Source organism: Rodentibacter genomosp. 1 (assembly GCF_001999285.1).
Classification (GTDB): domain Bacteria; phylum Pseudomonadota; class Gammaproteobacteria; order Enterobacterales; family Pasteurellaceae; genus Rodentibacter.
In genome coordinates this window covers 47793-65586 of record NZ_MLHN01000007.1, presented here as the reverse complement: position 1 = coordinate 65586, position 17794 = coordinate 47793, and the positions used below count along the sequence as shown (strand labels likewise).

17 protein-coding genes are annotated in these 17794 nt (G+C 40.6%); 7 read left to right on the top strand and 10 right to left on the bottom strand.

Translation table 11 applies throughout. From position 1 onward, the window contains the following. The first annotated feature begins 6 nt into the window (after nucleotides 1-6). From purB to BKK54_RS03640, 7 genes are all read left to right on the top strand, one after another. A complete protein-coding gene (purB, locus tag BKK54_RS03670; protein WP_077541611.1) occupies nucleotides 7-1374 on the top strand; it encodes an adenylosuccinate lyase in 1368 nt (455 codons plus the stop codon). A gap of 194 nt (nucleotides 1375-1568) precedes the next feature. Beyond that, the gene (gene eno / locus BKK54_RS03665; protein WP_077541609.1) at nucleotides 1569-2879 is read left to right on the top strand and encodes a phosphopyruvate hydratase; all 1311 of its coding nucleotides are present in this window, start codon (nucleotides 1569-1571) and stop codon (nucleotides 2877-2879) included. A gap of 73 nt (nucleotides 2880-2952) precedes the next feature. Then, nucleotides 2953-3591, top strand: coding sequence for an NUDIX hydrolase N-terminal domain-containing protein (locus BKK54_RS03660; protein ID WP_077541607.1), 639 nt, complete (start codon nucleotides 2953-2955; stop codon nucleotides 3589-3591). Between the two features lie 8 nt (nucleotides 3592-3599). Continuing rightward, nucleotides 3600-4019 carry a DUF2251 domain-containing protein gene (locus BKK54_RS03655; RefSeq protein WP_077541605.1) on the top strand — a complete coding sequence of 140 codons (420 nt, stop codon included), beginning with the start codon at nucleotides 3600-3602 and terminating at the stop codon, nucleotides 4017-4019. After that, nucleotides 4020-4724, top strand: a complete 705-nt coding sequence (locus tag BKK54_RS03650) for an HAD-IA family hydrolase (protein ID WP_077541603.1) — start codon at nucleotides 4020-4022, stop codon at nucleotides 4722-4724. Continuing rightward, a complete protein-coding gene (locus BKK54_RS03645) occupies nucleotides 4721-5341 on the top strand; it encodes a hypothetical protein (protein ID WP_077541757.1) in 621 nt (206 codons plus the stop codon). Before BKK54_RS03650 ends, BKK54_RS03645 begins: the two co-directional genes overlap by 4 nt. A gap of 1 nt (nucleotide 5342) precedes the next feature. Next, nucleotides 5343-6524 carry a glutathionylspermidine synthase family protein gene (locus BKK54_RS03640; RefSeq protein ID WP_077541601.1) on the top strand — a complete coding sequence of 394 codons (1182 nt, stop codon included), beginning with the start codon at nucleotides 5343-5345 and terminating at the stop codon, nucleotides 6522-6524. 237 nt (nucleotides 6525-6761) lie between these two features. Here BKK54_RS03640 and BKK54_RS03635 read toward each other — a convergent pair whose 3' ends face one another. The 10 genes from BKK54_RS03635 to BKK54_RS03590 all read right to left on the bottom strand — a co-directional run bounded on the left by BKK54_RS03635 (nucleotide 6762) and on the right by BKK54_RS03590 (nucleotide 17736). Beyond that, nucleotides 6762-8789, bottom strand: a complete 2028-nt coding sequence (locus tag BKK54_RS03635) for a BCCT family transporter (RefSeq protein ID WP_077541599.1) — start codon at nucleotides 8787-8789, stop codon at nucleotides 6762-6764. A gap of 423 nt (nucleotides 8790-9212) precedes the next feature. Then, nucleotides 9213-10364, bottom strand: a complete 1152-nt coding sequence (gene mnmA, locus BKK54_RS03630; protein WP_077541597.1) for a tRNA 2-thiouridine(34) synthase MnmA — start codon at nucleotides 10362-10364, stop codon at nucleotides 9213-9215. A gap of 115 nt (nucleotides 10365-10479) precedes the next feature. After that, nucleotides 10480-10740 carry a (Na+)-NQR maturation NqrM gene (gene nqrM / locus BKK54_RS03625; protein WP_077541595.1) on the bottom strand — a complete coding sequence of 87 codons (261 nt, stop codon included), beginning with the start codon at nucleotides 10738-10740 and terminating at the stop codon, nucleotides 10480-10482. A 2-nt stretch (nucleotides 10741-10742) separates the two neighbouring features. Further along, entirely contained in the window at nucleotides 10743-11783 is a 1041-nt protein-coding gene (locus tag BKK54_RS03620) for an FAD:protein FMN transferase (RefSeq protein WP_077541593.1), read from the bottom strand. A gap of 170 nt (nucleotides 11784-11953) precedes the next feature. Continuing rightward, a complete protein-coding gene (nqrF, locus tag BKK54_RS03615; RefSeq protein WP_077541591.1) occupies nucleotides 11954-13189 on the bottom strand; it encodes an NADH:ubiquinone reductase (Na(+)-transporting) subunit F in 1236 nt (411 codons plus the stop codon). 12 nt (nucleotides 13190-13201) lie between these two features. After that, the gene (nqrE, locus tag BKK54_RS03610) at nucleotides 13202-13798 is read right to left on the bottom strand and encodes an NADH:ubiquinone reductase (Na(+)-transporting) subunit E (RefSeq protein WP_018356313.1); all 597 of its coding nucleotides are present in this window, start codon (nucleotides 13796-13798) and stop codon (nucleotides 13202-13204) included. A 3-nt stretch (nucleotides 13799-13801) separates the two neighbouring features. Continuing rightward, nucleotides 13802-14428: an NADH:ubiquinone reductase (Na(+)-transporting) subunit D gene (locus BKK54_RS03605; RefSeq protein ID WP_077541589.1), complete on the bottom strand. Its 627-nt coding sequence runs from the start codon at nucleotides 14426-14428 to the stop codon at nucleotides 13802-13804. Next, nucleotides 14428-15162: a Na(+)-translocating NADH-quinone reductase subunit C gene (locus BKK54_RS03600; protein ID WP_077541587.1), complete on the bottom strand. Its 735-nt coding sequence runs from the start codon at nucleotides 15160-15162 to the stop codon at nucleotides 14428-14430. Before BKK54_RS03600 ends, BKK54_RS03605 begins: the two co-directional genes overlap by 1 nt. Then, nucleotides 15155-16390 carry an NADH:ubiquinone reductase (Na(+)-transporting) subunit B gene (locus BKK54_RS03595; protein ID WP_077541585.1) on the bottom strand — a complete coding sequence of 412 codons (1236 nt, stop codon included), beginning with the start codon at nucleotides 16388-16390 and terminating at the stop codon, nucleotides 15155-15157. Before BKK54_RS03595 ends, BKK54_RS03600 begins: the two co-directional genes overlap by 8 nt. A gap of 2 nt (nucleotides 16391-16392) precedes the next feature. Beyond that, nucleotides 16393-17736 (bottom strand): Na(+)-translocating NADH-quinone reductase subunit A, encoded by a 1344-nt coding sequence (locus tag BKK54_RS03590; protein ID WP_077541582.1) that lies wholly within the window; start codon nucleotides 17734-17736, stop codon nucleotides 16393-16395. Nucleotides 17737-17794: the final 58 nt, after the last annotated feature.

Genomic DNA, 17794 nt, shown 5'->3' with positions numbered 1-17794 from the left:
TATTTTATGCAACTTTCCGCACTGACTGCGATTTCCCCAATTGATGGACGTTACCAAGACAAAGCGACCGCACTTCGAGATATTTTTAGTGAATTCGGTTTACTGAAATTCCGTGTAACTGTCGAAGTTCGCTGGTTACAAAAATTAGCCGCAACCACCGCCATTCCGGAAGTATCTCATTTATCTCAAGAAGCAAACGATTACCTTGATAAAATTGTCAGCGAATTTAGTCTAAAAGATGCGGAACGCATCAAAGAAATTGAACGTACCACCAATCATGATGTAAAAGCGGTGGAATATTTCTTAAAAGAAAAAAGTGAAGCGCTACCGGAATTAGCAAAAGTGTCAGAATTTATTCACTTTGCCTGCACTTCTGAAGATATTAATAATCTCTCCCATGCATTAATGCTAAAAACAGCACGTGATACCGTGATTTTACCGGAATGGCAAAAACTGATTGATGAAATCACCCGTCTAGCAAACGAATATAAAACCATCCCCTTACTTTCACGCACACATGGACAGCCGGCCTCCCCAACAACTGTCGGAAAAGAAATGGCCAATGTAGTCTATCGTTTACGCCGCCAATTCAAACAACTGCAACAGAATGAGATTCTTGGCAAAATTAATGGTGCGGTGGGCAACTACAACGCCCACTTATCCGCTTATCCGGATCTTGATTGGCATAAATTCAGCGAAGAATTTGTTACCTCGCTCGGTTTGAACTGGAACCCCTATACAACACAAATTGAACCTCATGATTACATCGCCGAATATTTTGATACCATCGTGCGTTTCAACACCATCATCATTGATTTCGATCGAGACCTCTGGGGCTACATTGCATTAAATCATTTCAAACAACGCACCGTTGCTGGTGAAATCGGTTCTTCCACGATGCCGCATAAAGTGAACCCGATTGATTTTGAGAACTCAGAAGGCAATCTTGGTCTTGCTAATGCCGTAATGACCCATCTAGGACAAAAACTACCAGTTTCCCGTTGGCAACGGGATTTAACGGACTCCACCGTCTTACGTAATCTTGGCGTGGGCGTGGGTTACTGTTTGATCGCCTATGCGGCAACCCGTAAAGGTATTAGCAAATTAGAAGTTAATGAGCCGCATTTACGTGATGAACTCAACCAAAACTGGGAAGTGCTGGCTGAGCCGATTCAAACCGTTATGCGCCGTTACGGTATTGAAAAGCCTTATGAAAAACTCAAAGAGCTCACTCGTGGTAAACGTGTAGATGAACAAGCTATGCGGGAATTTGTAGAAAAACTTGAGATTCCGTCGGAAGAAAAAGCCCGTTTACAACAACTTACCCCTGCAACCTATATCGGTGCGGCTATTGAGTTAGTAGAAAAACTCTAACTTGATATAATAAAGTGCGGTCAGAATTCTATGAAAATTTTAACCGCACTTTCATTTTTCTCCCCCTCAAAAATTAGACAAAGATCAAAGCAAGTGCATTTTTTGCAAGACAAAAAAACAAAATAGCTTTATCATAACGCGCGATTTAGGTTCACCTAATACACATTTTTATTAACTTAAAGAGGAAAACAAAAATGGCAAAAATTGTTAAAGTGATTGGTCGTGAAATCATCGACTCACGCGGTAACCCTACTGTTGAAGCAGAAGTTCATTTAGAAGGCGGTTTTGTTGGTTTAGCAGCAGCGCCATCTGGTGCTTCAACCGGTTCCCGTGAAGCATTAGAATTACGCGATGGTGACAAATCACGTTTCCTAGGCAAAGGTGTATTAAAAGCGGTTGCGGCGGTAAATGGCCCTATCGCTGACGCATTAGTAGGTAAAGAAGCCTTAAACCAAGCTGAGATCGACCAAATCATGATCGACTTAGATGGTACAGAAAATAAATCTAACTTCGGTGCAAACGCCATCTTAGCGGTTTCATTAGCAAACGCTAAAGCAGCGGCGGCATCTAAAGGCTTACCATTATACGCTTACATTGCAGAACTCAATGGCACGCCGGGCGTCTATTCTATGCCATTACCAATGATGAACATTATCAACGGTGGTGAACATGCTGACAACAATGTTGATATTCAAGAATTTATGATTCAACCGGTTGGTGCAAAAACATTACGTGAAGCACTTCGCATCGGTGCAGAAGTGTTCCACAATCTTGCTAAAGTATTAAAAGCAAAAGGGATGAGCACTGCAGTTGGCGATGAAGGCGGTTTCGCCCCAAATCTTGCCTCGAACGCAGATGCATTGGCTTGTATCAAAGAAGCGGTAGAAAAAGCAGGTTATGTATTAGGTAAAGATGTGACCTTAGCGATGGACTGTGCTTCTTCTGAGTTCTATAACAAAGAAACCGGTAAATATGAAATGAAAGGCGAAGGTCGTTCATTCACTTCTGAAGAATTTACTCATTATCTTGAAGAACTTTGCAAACAATATCCAATTGTTTCTATTGAAGATGGTCAAGATGAATCTGACTGGAACGGTTTTGCGTACCAAACTAAAGTATTAGGTGACAAAGTGCAATTAGTCGGTGATGACTTATTCGTAACCAACACCAAAATCTTAAAAGAAGGTATCGAAAAAGGTATCGCAAACTCAATCTTAATCAAATTTAACCAAATTGGTTCTTTAACAGAAACTCTTGCCGCCATCAAAATGGCGAAAGATGCAGGCTATACAGCAGTGATCTCTCACCGTTCCGGTGAAACCGAAGATGCGACTATCGCAGATTTAGCGGTAGGTACGGCAGCAGGTCAAATCAAAACAGGTTCGATGAGCCGTTCTGATCGTATTGCCAAATACAACCAATTAATCCGTATCGAAGAAGCCTTAGAACGTGCAGGTACACCGGCTGCATTCCCGGGTTTAAAAGCGGTGAAAGGTCAAGCCTAATTTTTGGTTGATTTAAACTGAAATCGCACCGCACTTTTAGGAAAAAGTGCGGTGTTTTTTTAAGGTGTTTTTTATGACTATACCCACTCATTCACTGCTAACCGAGCCTTGGCTCACTTGGGCGATTGAAATCCAAAGCATTGCACAAAACGGACTTACTTATTGTAAAAATATCTACGATATTGAACGTTATGAACGCTTACGTGCTCTCTCTGCGGAAATGCTAAGCTATAAAACGGCACTCCCAACAGAAACCGTGAAACATCTTTTCTGCAGTGAAGAAGGCTATCAAACGCCCAAAGTGGATACTCGCGCGGTAATTTTCAAAAACGATAAAATTTTGCTGGTGCAAGAAAATGATGGACTTTGGTCGCTACCCGGCGGTTGGTGTGATGTGTTAGAAACCATTCATAGCAATACAATAAAAGAAGTAAAAGAAGAAGCTGGTCTTGAGGTAAAACCCACTTTCATTATTGCCATTCACGATCAACATAAACACAATTTTCCACCTTTTGCCTATCGTGTATTAAAAACCTTTGTGATGTGTGAGCAATTAAGTGGTGAATTTCAATCAAACACCGAAACCTTGCAATCCGATTATTTTGCGTTAGATGAACTGCCACCCTTAGACGAAGCCAAAAACACAGCTGCGCAGATTGCACTTTGTTTTCAAGCACGCCATAGTAAGTCGTGGACAACGCTATTTGATTAGGAAAAATTATGTTACATCTCACCCTTGAGGATCAACTCTTCCTCGGACAACCCAAACAAGTCGGCACTCATTCAACCCGGTATGATCACTTTGCCGTGATGTTTGAAGATGACGGCGAAACAGGCTATTTTTATGCGTTGGATATGCGTCAAAACGCTCAACCAATTGTAGATGTGTTGCACGTTTATAATGTGGATTCCACCTCAAATCATCATGAAGCCCGCAAATTGGAAATTTGTTGGGATGAAAGCGGTTATTTAGCCCTACTCTTAATTAATGGTTATCCACACGCAGTATTTGATTTTGCCCGCTTGGTCGGTTATAACAGCAACAAATATCCACAACCGAATTTAATGAGTATGTGGACACGAGAAGAACTCACTAACGATAAAGCCGAGCAATGGCTTGGCGTGAAAACCATCAAATAAATGAAATTTTATCGCAGCCTTCAGCCTTTCAAAGTCATTAGCTTTGATTTAGACGACACACTCTATGACAACCATGATGTGATTCGTACTGCTGTCTCACGTTTTGTGCAATTCACGCAAGACCTAACTCAATGTCCAACGTTTGAAACAGAGTGGTTGGATTGGAAAGAACGTATTGCACAAGAAAATCCACTCTTAAGCGAAGATGTCACAGCGTGGAGAAAAGAAGCATTACACCAATTTTTAAAGGCTCAGGGAAAAAGTGCGGTTGAAATTGACCGCACTTTAGTACGCTCAATGAATGAATTTTTACATTGGCGTCACCAAATTGATGTTCCCCAAGATTCGCTAAATGTATTAAATCAGTTAAAAACAGGCCACAAACTCTGCGCTATCACCAATGGCAATGTGGATCCTTTACGTATCGGATTATCACAATTTGACCTTATTTTACGTGGTGGCGAACATGGCAGGGCAAAACCTCACAAAGATTTGTTTCAACAAACAGCACGCTATTTTAATGTTTTGCCACAAGAAATTTTGCATGTGGGCGATAACTTAACGACTGATGTTCAAGGGGCGATTCAAGCAGGTTGCCAAGCGGTGTGGATTAATTTATCAGATAAACATCTTATGGATTTTCCACAAGCCTCTCTTTTACCAACGTTAGAAATCAACAACTTAACTGAACTATTATGGCTATGAAAAAGAAAAACCAAATTCTCGTTACCCTTTCTATTGTCGCATTACTTGGTGGCTGCTCGGAAGAAGAAGTACAAAGGGATGTGTACCATTCCCTTGAGGACTGCCTCGCTGATTGGAAAAAAATCGAGTTATGCGAAGCAGACAAAAATACAGAAAATGCACAAACAGCACCAACTAATGTGAGTGCTCAAGCACAACAAAACAACGCTTCTCTCTCCGGTTTAGGCTTACGTAATAACAGTGAAAATGCTAATGCCGTCAATGGTGAATGGCAAAACGCTAACCAAAACAATCCGGCAGCATCTGAATCCAACAATGCAAACGGGGAACCGACTGCCAATGCTGAAAGTAGCGATCCTTCCTTAGGTGCAGCAATTGCAGGAGGTGTGATGGGATATATGGCAGCCCGTGCGATTAGTAGCTTTTTAGGTCCCAGCTATCATCCAAGTAATCGTGCTGTCTCCACCCCAAACGGACAAGTCATCCAGCCTCAAACCAACCGTTCTGTGGGTAAACCAATGCTCGTAAAAGGCAATGCAGGAAGTATGAACAGCAAACCGATTTCACGAGGTGGTTTTAGCAGCCCAAGCAATTCAAACCGTAGTAGCGGAGGCTAAAATGAAACGCGTAACCGGCTTCCCAACCCGCCCCGATATGGTGCAACAACTGCTTGATGTCGGGTTTGATTATTACAATTTACCTTCCAGTGACGGTTCTCATTATTGGTCGGATAATGTTGCTTATGAGTTTACCTTAGCGGAAATTGATCGGATTGAAGATACAACAAATGAATTGCACGCAATGTGTTTAGATTTTGTCGCTAATGAAATCAGACAGGGTGATTACGCCCATTATCGTTTCACTGATTTGCAAAAACAGTTGATTGAAGACTCGTGGCGCAAACAAGCGCCCTATTTATACGGACGTTTTGATTTTGGCTATGATGGCAAAAATTTAAAAATGTTTGAATACAACGCCGATACACCAACGTCTTTATTAGAGGCCGCAGTCGTGCAATGGCAGTGGCTGGAGCAAATTGAAGGGTTACAACACCGTGACCAATTTAATTGGATCCACGAAGAATTACTTAAACATTTCAGCTTTCTCAAACAACAGAGTGGAAAAAGTGATTTCTATTTTAGCGCGATTCAAGAGGCGGGACGGGAAGATTGGGGCAATTTAGATTACCTCTCAGATGTCGCTTACAACGCTGGCTGGAATATCCATCAACTTGCGGTGGAAGACATTGGTTATAACAAGGAAAGTAAAGAGTTTGTTGATTTAAACGATACGCCCATTGATATGCTGTTCAAACTCTATCCTTTGGAATGGTTAAGCGGTGCCGAATTTGCCCAACATATCCCGACAGCCAATACCCATTTTATTGAACCTGCTTGGAAAATGTTATTAAGCAATAAAGCTCTGCTCGCAAAATTATGGCAACGTTATCCAAATCACCCGAATTTACTGCCAGCGTATTTCAACAAATTTGATATTACCGACCAAAACGCAATTTGGGTGAAAAAACCATTGCTTGGTCGGGAAGGTGCGAACCTATTCTATTATGAAAAAAGTAATGGTGTGGAATTTGCCGCCAAGGGGAGCGAACATTCAGCGTTCTACGACACTTCAGGCTATATTTACCAACAAAAATTTGAACTACCGAATTTTGACGGTATGTATCCTGTTATCGGTTCGTGGGTTATCGGTGATGTGGCTTGCGGTATGGGATTACGTGAGGATTTCACAGCGGTGACTGGCAACGATAGCCATTTTGTGCCACATTATTTTGTACCATAAGGAAAATATTTAGCCCTAAACAATGTATAAAAGTGCGGTCAAGAACCAGCATTATGTCGCAGTATTCAAGATTATTTTAGCTTTATTGGTGGGATATGTACCTACTATAAAATTATTTCAATCTATTGTGGAAGAAATAAGCATTGTTCTCTTAATTTATTGAGATTCCTGCTTTGTCCATTTACCAACATAATACCTAAAAAAACGATGTTTTTGACCGCACTGACGAGGGAAAAATTATTCTGCTAATTCTGTTCTCTCGTGAGCCATTAACTCCTGCCCTACATCATCAAGTAGGCTTAAATAGCGCTCATATTGTTTCAACATATCTGCGATCAACTCGTTTTGATCCATATATTGCACATCGTAACCGATACGCCCATCAAAAAAATAGGTATAAGGTTCGTAAGTCGTGCTGTGCTGAATATGCGGAAGATTTTCATCATTGATTAATTGTTCAGAGACTTCGCGTCCCACCGATTTAATGCCATACATAAAATCAAGCATTGATTCTTTTTGAATGACTAATTCCACAGCAGGCTCATCTTGGTCAAACAAGGTATTGACTTGCACCGTTAAATTATATTTTCCGATCAGTTCTTGGCGTAATTCACGCATAGCCGGTAAAGCCGTATATTTCAAGAAACGTAGAATATCTTTTTCCTGTGTTTGGCTCATCATTTGCTCCAAACGTTCTTTCCATTTTTCACCTGTCCAGAAAATACTCGTTGGGTTCACCTTAGTCGAAAAATATTTTTTATCTGCATTTAACCCTTTCCACAAGCTAAAACACATGACTAACATTAATACAGCAAAGGGTAATGCCACCATTAATGTCATCGTCTGCAAATTTGCTAACCCCCCTGATTGCATTAATACGATTGCGACCACAGACATCAATATTCCCCACATCACGGTTTGCCAGTTCGGCGATATAAGACTTTTATCACGAGAAGCAATATTGTTTAAAACATAAATCCCCGAATCTGCTGAGGTGATAAAAAATAACGAAATCACGAGCAAACTCACCAACCCGCTAATAGTCGGTAATGGTAAATAATCAAGAAACTTAAACAGTAAAGTTTCCGGTGATGAAATCATTTGCCCTAGTGCACCGGCTGCCTCACCATCATTTAACCAAATGGCAGTGTTACCAAATACGGTAAACCAGAGGATGCCGAATATACTTGGAATCACCAATACACCAAAAATAAATTCACGAATCGTTCGTCCCTTGGAAATTCGGGCGATAAATAACCCCACGAAAGGCGCCCATGAACACCACCACGCCCAGTAAAGCACCGTCCAGCCACTGAACCAAGCCGTATGTTCTTGCTCGTACACATAGGTTTTGAAACTAAGTTGTACCAAATTGCGGAGATAAGTACCAATGTTGTCGCTAAATGCCGACAGCAAATACAATGTTGGTCCTGTAACCAATACAAAAATGAGTAACAAAAATGCCAGTGATAAATTTAATTTACTCAGTATTTTTACCCCTTTCCCTACACCTGAAATAGCAGAAAAAACCGCAAGGCTCATTACCACGGCAATCACAATAATCTGTAACGTAAAAGAATTTTCGCTCACCCATCCCATTTGGTGTAATCCAGCGCCCAACTGAGATGCCCCAAAACCTAGGGTGGTGATAATACCGAATAAGGTGGCAAGTAATGCCATAATATCAATGACATCCCCCATTTTTCCGTTGATGCGATCTTTCAATAAGGGATAAAAACACGAGCGTAACGCTAATGGCAATTTATAACGGAAACCGAAATAAGCTAAGGCTAATGCAATCGTGCCATATACCGCCCAAGCATGAATGCCCCAGTGGAATAAGGTATGTAACAATGCCTCTTGCTGTCGATGTTCTGCCACTCCGCTTGTAATTTCCGAAAGATAATGGGTTAGCGGTTCGGCAACGCCAAAGAACATTAATCCCACCCCCATACCGGCTGCAAATAACATCGCAAGCCAAGAGAGAAAACTAAATTCAGGCTCTTCCTCATCACTTCCAAGTTTAATATTTCCTAAACTACTCACAGACAAAATCAGTAAAAAGCCTAAAAAAATTGAAAATGCTAATATATAGAACCAGCTAAAATTGGTAAAAATGCCGGCTTTCACTTGATTTAATAATGTTTGAGTCTGCTCCGGTGCAATTAAAATCATCACCACCAATAACAAAACAAAAAATAGCGTCAATCCAATCACAAAAGGATTAAATGACGTTCGCTTTTCCAAAAATTGAGATAAAGACAAACCTTTCCCCTTAAAATAAAGTTTATAAATTAAAAATTCGATTTATTTAAAACATGCCACTAGGCAAAAAGTGTGTAATGGAATCACTACAATGACAGCACATAGAAGTGCGATTTGGACAGAAACACTCAGTAGGAATTGAGAGATTGTTTCTAAAATTGGGGGAATTCTATCAAAAAATGATGATTGTTTCAAATTAGTAGATATTGACGATTAAAAGTGCGGTGAAAAACACCGATATTTTCCGACATTATGTAGCTGCTGAACAAATTTTATTTTGTAGGGACGTCCGCTTATAAAATATTGAAATAATTTGATTTTATAACGGACACACGCAGTGTGTCCCTACATTTCATTAAAATGACTGTTTTGTGCCTTTTCTAGATAATAGCAAGATTTTTCACTTCACTTAAAATAAAAAAACTATATTCTCTCCTCAATAATGCCACCGCCTAAACAAACCTCATCTAAATAAAATACCGCTGATTGCCCCGGTGTCACGGCCGCTTGTGGCTCATCAAAAATAACGCGGATAGTTTCATCATCAATAGGTTCTATCACACAAGGAATATCTGTTTGACGATAACGGGTTTTCACTGTGCAGCGTAACGATTCGCGAATCGGTTGGCGATCCACCCAATGCAACTGCTTTGCAATTAACCCGTTAGAAAATAAACGAGGATGATCATGCCCTTGAGCGACAATCAATTCATTATTTTCCACATCTTTATCCACCACATACCAAGCTTCTTCTCCGGCATTTTTCAAACCGCCAATGCCTAAGCCTTTACGCTGACCGAGAGTGTGGTACATCAAGCCATCGTGGCGACCAATCACCTCGCCATCCACCGTACGAATATCCCCAGGCTGTGCCGGTAAATAACGCGCCAAGAAATCTTTGAATTTACGCTCACCAATAAAACAAATGCCCGTTGAATCTTTCTTTTTAGCGGTAATTAAACCTAAATCTTCTGCAATGGCACGCACAATCGGTTTTTCAATTTCACCTACGGGGAAAAGGCTTTGTCCTACTTGTTGGTGGCTCAAGGTATATAAAAAGTAACTTTGATCTTTATTTGAATCCAAGCCACGTAATAATCTTGCCTGCTTATCATCATTGGTGCGGCGAACATAATGCCCTGTGGCGATATAATCCGCACCAAGATCTTCTGCGGCATATTCTAAAAAGGCTTTAAATTTAATTTCTTTATTGCACAAAATATCAGGATTTGGCGTTCGTCCTGCTTTGTATTCTGTTAAAAAATGCTCAAATACATTATCCCAATATTCTGCGGCAAAATTGATTTTATGCAGTTTAATGCCGAGCTTGTCGCACACGGCTTGCGCATCGGCCAAATCAGCTGCGGCAGTGCAATAATCCGTATCGTCATCTTCTTCCCAGTTTTTCATAAACAAGCCTTCCACTTGGTAGCCTTGTTGCTGAAGAATAAAAGCGGAAACGGATGAATCTACCCCACCGGACATACCGCAAATCACTTTTTTTGTAGCATTTTCGGCAAGTTGTTCTGATGTGAGTTGAGGGAAATATTGATTGTAAGTTTTTGAAATTAACATAAATTCTCCCGTAACTTCGGTTAAGGCGAAGCACATTGGTTATTGTTAAAAAGTGATGAAATAAAATTTTTATTTAAATTATCCTACATAAAGTGCGGTAGAAATTTATAAAAATTTATTTCACCTCATAAAATTGCGAATCATCGTTTTTCTTCGCGAATTTTTGTTCATACTCTGCCTTGGCTTGCTCATCGCCCTCATCAAGTTTTGATTGAAGTGTGTCGCAAGGTTTATCACAATCGCAGGCTTTAGCTATACCCAAGGTGGATAAACCGCCACAGCTGCCTTTTAAACTTTGTTTTTTGATAATAAAGCCAATGGACATCAGTAGAATAATCGCAACAAATGCGATGAGGGTAAAAAATAACGTTTGCATAGCTACTCCTTTGTTTCCATAAGTTTTTTAAATGCTGATGACATTTTCGTCTCAAAACCCTTTTCTGTTTTGATGATTAAATAGATCGCAAGATCATTTTTCTCCGCCACTTCTAATGCCTTGTCTTCACCTAGTACGAATAAGCCTGTTGATAACCCATCAGCAGTCATAGATGTTGGCGCCAACACCGTGATAGAAGCAAGATGATGTTGAATCGGGTAGCCGGTTTTCGGATCAATTTCATGCGCAAAGCGCTGACCGTTTTCTTCAAAATAAATACGATAATCGCCAGAGGTTGCCATTGCCATATTATTTAAACCAATCACATTTTCGACCGCTCTTTCTCCCGTCATATTAGGCTTTTCAATGGCGATTTGCCAAGGTTTCCCTTCTGCATTTTTCCCTTTCGCTCGAATTTCACCACCAATTTCCACCATATAGTTTTGCACGTTAACTTGTTCTAACTTCTCTGCAACTTGATCCACGCCAAAACCTTTCGCAATGGAAGAAAGGTCAATATAGACTTGCGGAACAGACTTACTTAATGTTGGGATATTGCCGCTCATATCAAGCGTAATTTTATCAATCCCGACCCAAGCTTGACGCTCTGCAAGTTGTTCCAGTGTCGGTTGGCGTTCCGGACGTTTTTCAGGACCAAATCCCCATAAATTCACGACAGGCCCAACCGTTACATCAAGTGCCCCCTCCGTAACTTGGTGTAATCGAACCGCTTCAGCCAACACTTTTGCAAAATCCGATGAAATTTCGACTGGCGTATTGACCTGTGTATTTTGGTTAAAACGGCTTAATTCCGAACCCTTAATATAAGTGGACATTTTCGCATTAACATCTTTTAGAATGTGCTCAATTTGCTCATGGGTCTTTTGTGAATTTTCACTTACAGAGCCATCATCAATATATTTAATATGATAGGTTGTCCCCATAGTTTTACCACTTAATGTAATCACTTCAGCGTCTTTCTTACAAGCTGCAAGCGAACAAGCGAAAGCAACAACAAGAAGTCCGCTCAATATTTTCTTCATTTATTTTTCCTAATGAGATGAGTATAGGAAAACTGACTTTTCAATCAGCTTGCCTGTAATCTAAATAACAACAGGGGCGTATGCCATACGCCCCTAAAAAACGCTTTAAATTTTGACCGCACTTCATTACAAAGTGCGGTCAATTTTCATGGAGTTTTAGCTAATTAAAATCAGCCACCGAAGTCATCTAATAAGATGTTTTCGTCTTCAACGCCTAAATCTTTTAACATTTTGATTACGGCAGCGTTCATTACCGGAGGTCCACACATATAGTATTCACAATCTTCCGGTGCTTCATGATTTTTCAGATAGTTCTCATAAAGCACGTTGTGAATAAAGCCGGTGTAACCCGTCCAGTTATCTTCAGGCAACGCATCTGAAAGTGCGACATGCCATACAAAGTTATCATTTTCGGCTTGTAATTGGTCAAAGTCTTCTTGATAGAAGATTTCACGCTTAGAACGCGCACCATACCAGAATGAGATTTTACGTTTAGAATGTAAACGTTTTAACTGGTCGAAAATATGCGAACGCATTGGCGCCATACCTGCACCACCACCGATGAAGACCATTTCCGCATCGGTTTCTTTGGCAAAGAATTCACCAAACGGCCCGGAAATTGTCACTTTATCACCTGCTTTTAATGACCAAATGTAGGAAGACATTTGACCCGGAGGTGCGTCAGGTTGACGCGGTGGAGGCGTTGCAATACGCACATTAAGCATAATAATGCCTTTTTCTTCCGGATAGGAAGCCATTGAGTATGCACGAATGATATGCTCGTCCACTTTAGACACATAACGCCATAAATCGTATTTATCCCAGTCTTCGTGGTATTCCTCAGGAATATCAAAATCTTTATAGTGAACTGTGTGAGGTTCCGCTTCAATTTGGATATAGCCTCCTGCACGGAAAGGTACTTCTTCACCTTCAGGAATCGCTAATTTAAGCTCTTTAATGAAAGTCGCTTTGTTATCGTTGGAAATAACGGTACATTCCCATTTTTTCACACCGAAGATTTCTTCCGGAAGTTCAACTTCCATATTGCCTTTCACATTCACTTGGCAAGCCAAACGATAACCCTCTTTAGCTTCACGTTTGTTAATGTGAGAAAGTTCGGTAGGAAGAATTTCACCACCACCGCTTTTCACTTTCACAATACACTGACCACAAGAGCCACCGCCACCGCAAGCAGAAGAGACAAAGATTCCTTTACTTGCTAATGCGCCTAATAATTTTCCACCGGCAGGTAATGTGATTGCCTTTTCAGGATCATCATTAATACCGATTGTAATGTCCCCGGAGTCCACGAGTTTTGATTTCGCAAATAAGATGATTGCCACTAATACCAATACGATAACCGTAAATGCAGCAATACCGAGTGCAAGAATTACTGAATCACTCATTGATTACACTCCTTATAATTGAATACCGGAGAAGGACATAAAGCCCAACGCCATTAAACCAACCGTGATGAAAGTAATACCTAAGCCTTTCAAACCACCCGGAATATCTGCATATTTCATTTTTTCCGTTAAGCCAGCAAGTGCAACAATAGCAAGCATCCAACCTAAACCGGAACCGAAACCATATACGATAGACTCAGGAAAATTGTAATCACGTTGAACCATAAAGGATACGCCACCGAAAATCGCACAGTTTACTGCGATAAGAGGCAAGAAAATCCCCAGTGCGTTATAGAGAGACGGCATAAATTTATCTAATACCATCTCAAGAATTTGCACTAGACCTGCAATCACGCCGATAAAGGTGATGAAGTTTAAGAATGAGAGATCCACACCTTCAATTAATGCATTTTCTTTTAATATGTTCGCGTAAATCAACTGGTTAACCGGTACAGCAACACCTAATACGAAAGTTACTGCAATCCCTAAACCAAAAGCTGTAGATACCTTTTTTGATACCGCCAAGAATGTACACATCCCTAAGAAGAAGGAAAGTGCCATATTTTCAATGAAGACGGCCTTCACAAATAGGCTAATATAATGTTCCATTGATTATTTCTCCTGTTGCTCCGGTTTCCAAGTTCTTAATCCCCAGATAACAAATCCAATGATAAAGAATGCACTTGGCGCTAGTAGGAATAAACCATTTGCTTGGTACCAACCACCATTTTGAACAGTTTCAAGAATCGTTATGCCGAATAATTTACCTGAGCCGATAAGTTCACGGAAGAAGGCAACAATGATTAACATTGCGCCATAACCTAAACCGTTACCGATACCATCGACAAAACTTTCAAGCGGTGGCGATTTCATTGCGTAGGCTTCTGCACGTCCCATCACGATACAGTTCGTAATAATCAAACCAACGAATACTGAAAGCTGCTTAGATAAGCCATAAGCATAAGCTTTTAATATTTGGTCAACAACAATTACTAATGAAGCAATAATCGCAAGTTGTACAATAATACGAATACTGTTAGGAATATAGTGACGGATTAAGGAAACAAAGAAGTTTGATAACCCCGTGACTAAAGTTACCGCAATAGCCATAACAAATGCGGTTTCTAATTTTGTTGTTACCGCTAACGCAGAACAGATCCCAAGGATTTGCAACGCAATCGGGTTGTTTTTAGCAATAGGAGCTAACAACAGATCTTTTAAATTTGTTTTTCCAGACATTAGTTCGCTCCTGCATGAAGTTTTTCAAGATATTTACTAAAGCCATTTTCACTGAACCAGTAGTCAAAGGTACCTTGAACGCCATTACCTGTTAAGGTTGCGCCAGACAAGCCATCAATACTATGCTCATCTTTTGGTGCTTGACCTTTCACGATGCGAACAGCCGGTTGGTGTTGTTCATTGAACAATTTTTTACCTTTAAACAAACCTGCCCAATTTGGGTTTTCAATCTCACCACCTAACCCCGGCGTTTCACCATGCTGATAATAAGTGATCCCATTAATTGTATTGCCATCCGGTTGAACAGAGACTAATCCATACATGACAGACCATAACCCTGTACCATAAACAGGTAAAATCACTTGCTGAGTTTGACCTTGTTCATCTTTCACAAGATAAATTTCTGCCGTTTTCCCACGAGTGCGGATTCTCGCCTTATCTTGTTCGGCAGGAATCGCTTCTTGAGAATCATCAGACTCTTGAACATAATCACCTGTTGCTAAATCAACAAAACGTGGTTCAATAAATTTTGCATAGGTTTCTTTTACATTTGTTTTTTCCTGTAAAAGGCCTGCAACATTTAGGATATTTTTTTGTTTATCAAGTAATTTCTGCTCTTCTTGTGCCGGTTTTAACATCACTGCGGAACCCGCAACAATAATGGAGCAAACTAAACTTAGTAGCAACACAACAAAAATCGTGCCGCCTACACTGTCTTTATTAAACTTAGCCATTTGTTCTTGCTCTCCGACGTTTGATATTTGCTTGAACAACGATGTAGTCAAAAATTGGCGCAAACAAGTTTGCAAACAGAATTGCTAACATCATTCCTTCCGGATAAGCCGGGTTTACCGTACGAATTAATACTGCCATGACACCGATCAACGCACCATACCACCATTTACCGGTATTGGTGAATGAAGCTGAAACAGGATCTGTTGCCATAAACACCATACCCAATGCAAAACCACCTAAAACAAGGTGCCAGTGCCAAGGCATTGAGAACATCTGATTCGTTTCAGAACCAATTAGGTTAAATAATGTTGAAGTTGCAATCATACCAATCATCACCCCTGCGATAATACGCCATGAGGCAATACGGGTGAAGACGATAATTGCACCGCCCACTAAGATCGCTAAGGTTGAAACTTCGCCCATTGAGCCCGGGATGTTACCAATAAATGCATCCATCCAAGAGATTGGCTGACCGGTTACAGTATGCTGTAACGCACCTTGACCTGCTTGTGACCATTGTGAAAGTGCAGTTGCACCTGAGAAACCATCTGCCGCAGTCCATACCGTATCACCGGAAATTTGTGCCGGATAGGCAAAGAATAAGAAGGCACGACCTGCAAGAGCCGGGTTCATAAAGTTACGCCCTACACCACCAAAGATTTCTTTTGCTACAACGATACCAAAACTGATACCCAGTGCGGCTTGCCATAATGGTAAAGTTGGCGGAACAATTAAGGCGAAAAGAATTGTAGATACAAACATCCCTTCATTGACTTCGTGGCCACGAACTACTGAGAATAATAATTCCCAAATAGTACAAACTGTGAATACCACTAAGTAAATTGGCAAAAAGAAAATTGCACCCAAGGCCATTTTACTGCCCCAACCTGCGTTTAATGTTAGATCTAACCCTAAACCGTTAGCCAGTGCATAGTGCCAATCATTTGCAATTAATTGTTCTAAATTGCCTAATTGATTTAATGCGGGAATCGCTTGGTTACCCACATTGTACATACCATAGAAAATCGCTGGAAATAATGCGAGGAACACGGTGATCATCATACGTTTTGAATCTAACGCATCACGCACGTGTGTGTTTTTGTGCGTCACGGTACCCGGTGTATAAAGCAAGGTATAAATCGATTCAAAGATCGGATAAAGCTTGCTGTATTTACCACCAGGTAAAAACGCGGGTTCCATTTTTTCTAAAAGATTTTTTAAACCCATTTCTAACCTTCCTTCTCAATCTTTTCTAAAGCTTGGCGCAAGATTGAGCCATATTCATATTTGCCCGGACAAACGAATGAACAAAGCGCTAAATCTTCCTCATCCAACTCTAAACAACCTAATGCTTGAGCACTATCGGTATCACCAGCAATTAAATCGCGTAGCAATAAGGTTGGTAAAATATCCAACGGCATCACACGCTCATAGTTACCGATTGGCACCATCGCACGCTCACCACCATTTTCAGCGGTAGTGAAATTGAATAGTTTCTTACCAAAATGACCCAACACGGTACGGGTAATCGAATATTTATTTGGTTGCGGAGTAATCCAACCAAAGAATTCTTTATTGTTCCCTTCAGCAATCACAGAAACTTGTAATGCATAACGACCTAGGTAGTCATGTACACCTTTCGCCGTATTACCACAAAGTACAGAACCGGAAATAACTCGGTTTTCACCCGCACTTAGCTCATTCTCAGTTAATTGAGAAAGATTTGCACCAATCACCGTACGAATTAAACGAGGGGCTTTTACTTGCGGACCGGCAAGAGAAATAACACGATCAATATAAAGTTCACCGGTTGTGAATAATTTACCAACGGCAATCACATCTTGATAATTGATGTGCCACACGGTTTTATGTATACCAACAGGATCGATAAAGTGAATGTGAGTGCCCACTAAACCCGCCGGATGAACGCCACCAAAATCATGAATCTGAAGATTTGATAAATCCACAGTCGGAATATTGGTATCGCCGGCTTTACATAGATGTAATGGTTTGCTTGGGAATAAACGGCTTAATACAGTTAAACCATGGATAAAATCTTGCCCATGCTCTTTTAACACGACTTCAGGGTTCGCCGCCAATGGATTAGTATCCATTGCATTCACAAAGATAGAAGAAGGTTCGCTTTCAAGTGTAGGAACTTTGCTAAAAGGACGCGTACGTAATGCCGTCCATAAACCTGACTCCACAAGGTTTTGTTTTACTTGTTCAGAAGAAAGGGTATTAAGCTCATCCGCATTGTACTTCGCAAAAGTGATTTGTTCATCACCTTCCACACGAATTACCACAGACTGTAATACACGTTTTTCGCCACGATTAATCGCAGTGATAGTACCGCTTGCTGGGGCTGTAAAAACCACACCGGGATTTTTTTTGTCTTCAAAGAGTACTTGACCTTTCTTGACAACATCACCTTCGCGTACCTTCATAGAAGGACGCATCCCCACATACTCCTCACCAAGAATCGCAACTTGATTCACAACATTACCGCTGTGGATTACTTGTGCCGGTTTTCCTGCAATAGGAAGAACCAAGCCTTTTTTAATTGTAATCATACTGTTTGCACTACTTTTCAAGGTTAAAAATACGATTGCAAATAACTAAAATTAAATG

Excerpts from the sequence above, each read along its gene's own strand:
- BKK54_RS03640 (WP_077541601.1), top strand. The coding sequence starts at position 5,343 with ATGAAACGCGTAACCGGCTTCCCAACCCGCCCCGATATGGTGCAACAA.
- BKK54_RS03655 (WP_077541605.1), top strand. The coding sequence starts at position 3,600 with ATGTTACATCTCACCCTTGAGGATCAACTCTTCCTCGGACAACCCAAA.
- mnmA (WP_077541597.1), bottom strand. The coding sequence starts at position 10,364 with ATGTTAATTTCAAAAACTTACAATCAATATTTCCCTCAACTCACATCA.
- BKK54_RS03620 (WP_077541593.1), bottom strand. The coding sequence starts at position 11,783 with ATGAAGAAAATATTGAGCGGACTTCTTGTTGTTGCTTTCGCTTGTTCG.
- nqrF (WP_077541591.1), bottom strand. The coding sequence starts at position 13,189 with ATGAGTGATTCAGTAATTCTTGCACTCGGTATTGCTGCATTTACGGTT.
- nqrE (WP_018356313.1), bottom strand. The coding sequence starts at position 13,798 with ATGGAACATTATATTAGCCTATTTGTGAAGGCCGTCTTCATTGAAAAT.
- eno (WP_077541609.1), top strand. The coding sequence starts at position 1,569 with ATGGCAAAAATTGTTAAAGTGATTGGTCGTGAAATCATCGACTCACGC.
- BKK54_RS03590 (WP_077541582.1), bottom strand. The coding sequence starts at position 17,736 with ATGATTACAATTAAAAAAGGCTTGGTTCTTCCTATTGCAGGAAAACCG.
- purB (WP_077541611.1), top strand. The coding sequence starts at position 7 with ATGCAACTTTCCGCACTGACTGCGATTTCCCCAATTGATGGACGTTAC.
- BKK54_RS03595 (WP_077541585.1), bottom strand. The coding sequence starts at position 16,390 with ATGGGTTTAAAAAATCTTTTAGAAAAAATGGAACCCGCGTTTTTACCT.
- BKK54_RS03645 (WP_077541757.1), top strand. The coding sequence starts at position 4,721 with ATGAAAAAGAAAAACCAAATTCTCGTTACCCTTTCTATTGTCGCATTA.
- BKK54_RS03605 (WP_077541589.1), bottom strand. The coding sequence starts at position 14,428 with ATGTCTGGAAAAACAAATTTAAAAGATCTGTTGTTAGCTCCTATTGCT.
- BKK54_RS03650 (WP_077541603.1), top strand. The coding sequence starts at position 4,020 with ATGAAATTTTATCGCAGCCTTCAGCCTTTCAAAGTCATTAGCTTTGAT.
- BKK54_RS03600 (WP_077541587.1), bottom strand. The coding sequence starts at position 15,162 with ATGGCTAAGTTTAATAAAGACAGTGTAGGCGGCACGATTTTTGTTGTG.
- nqrM (WP_077541595.1), bottom strand. The coding sequence starts at position 10,740 with ATGCAAACGTTATTTTTTACCCTCATCGCATTTGTTGCGATTATTCTA.
- BKK54_RS03660 (WP_077541607.1), top strand. The coding sequence starts at position 2,953 with ATGACTATACCCACTCATTCACTGCTAACCGAGCCTTGGCTCACTTGG.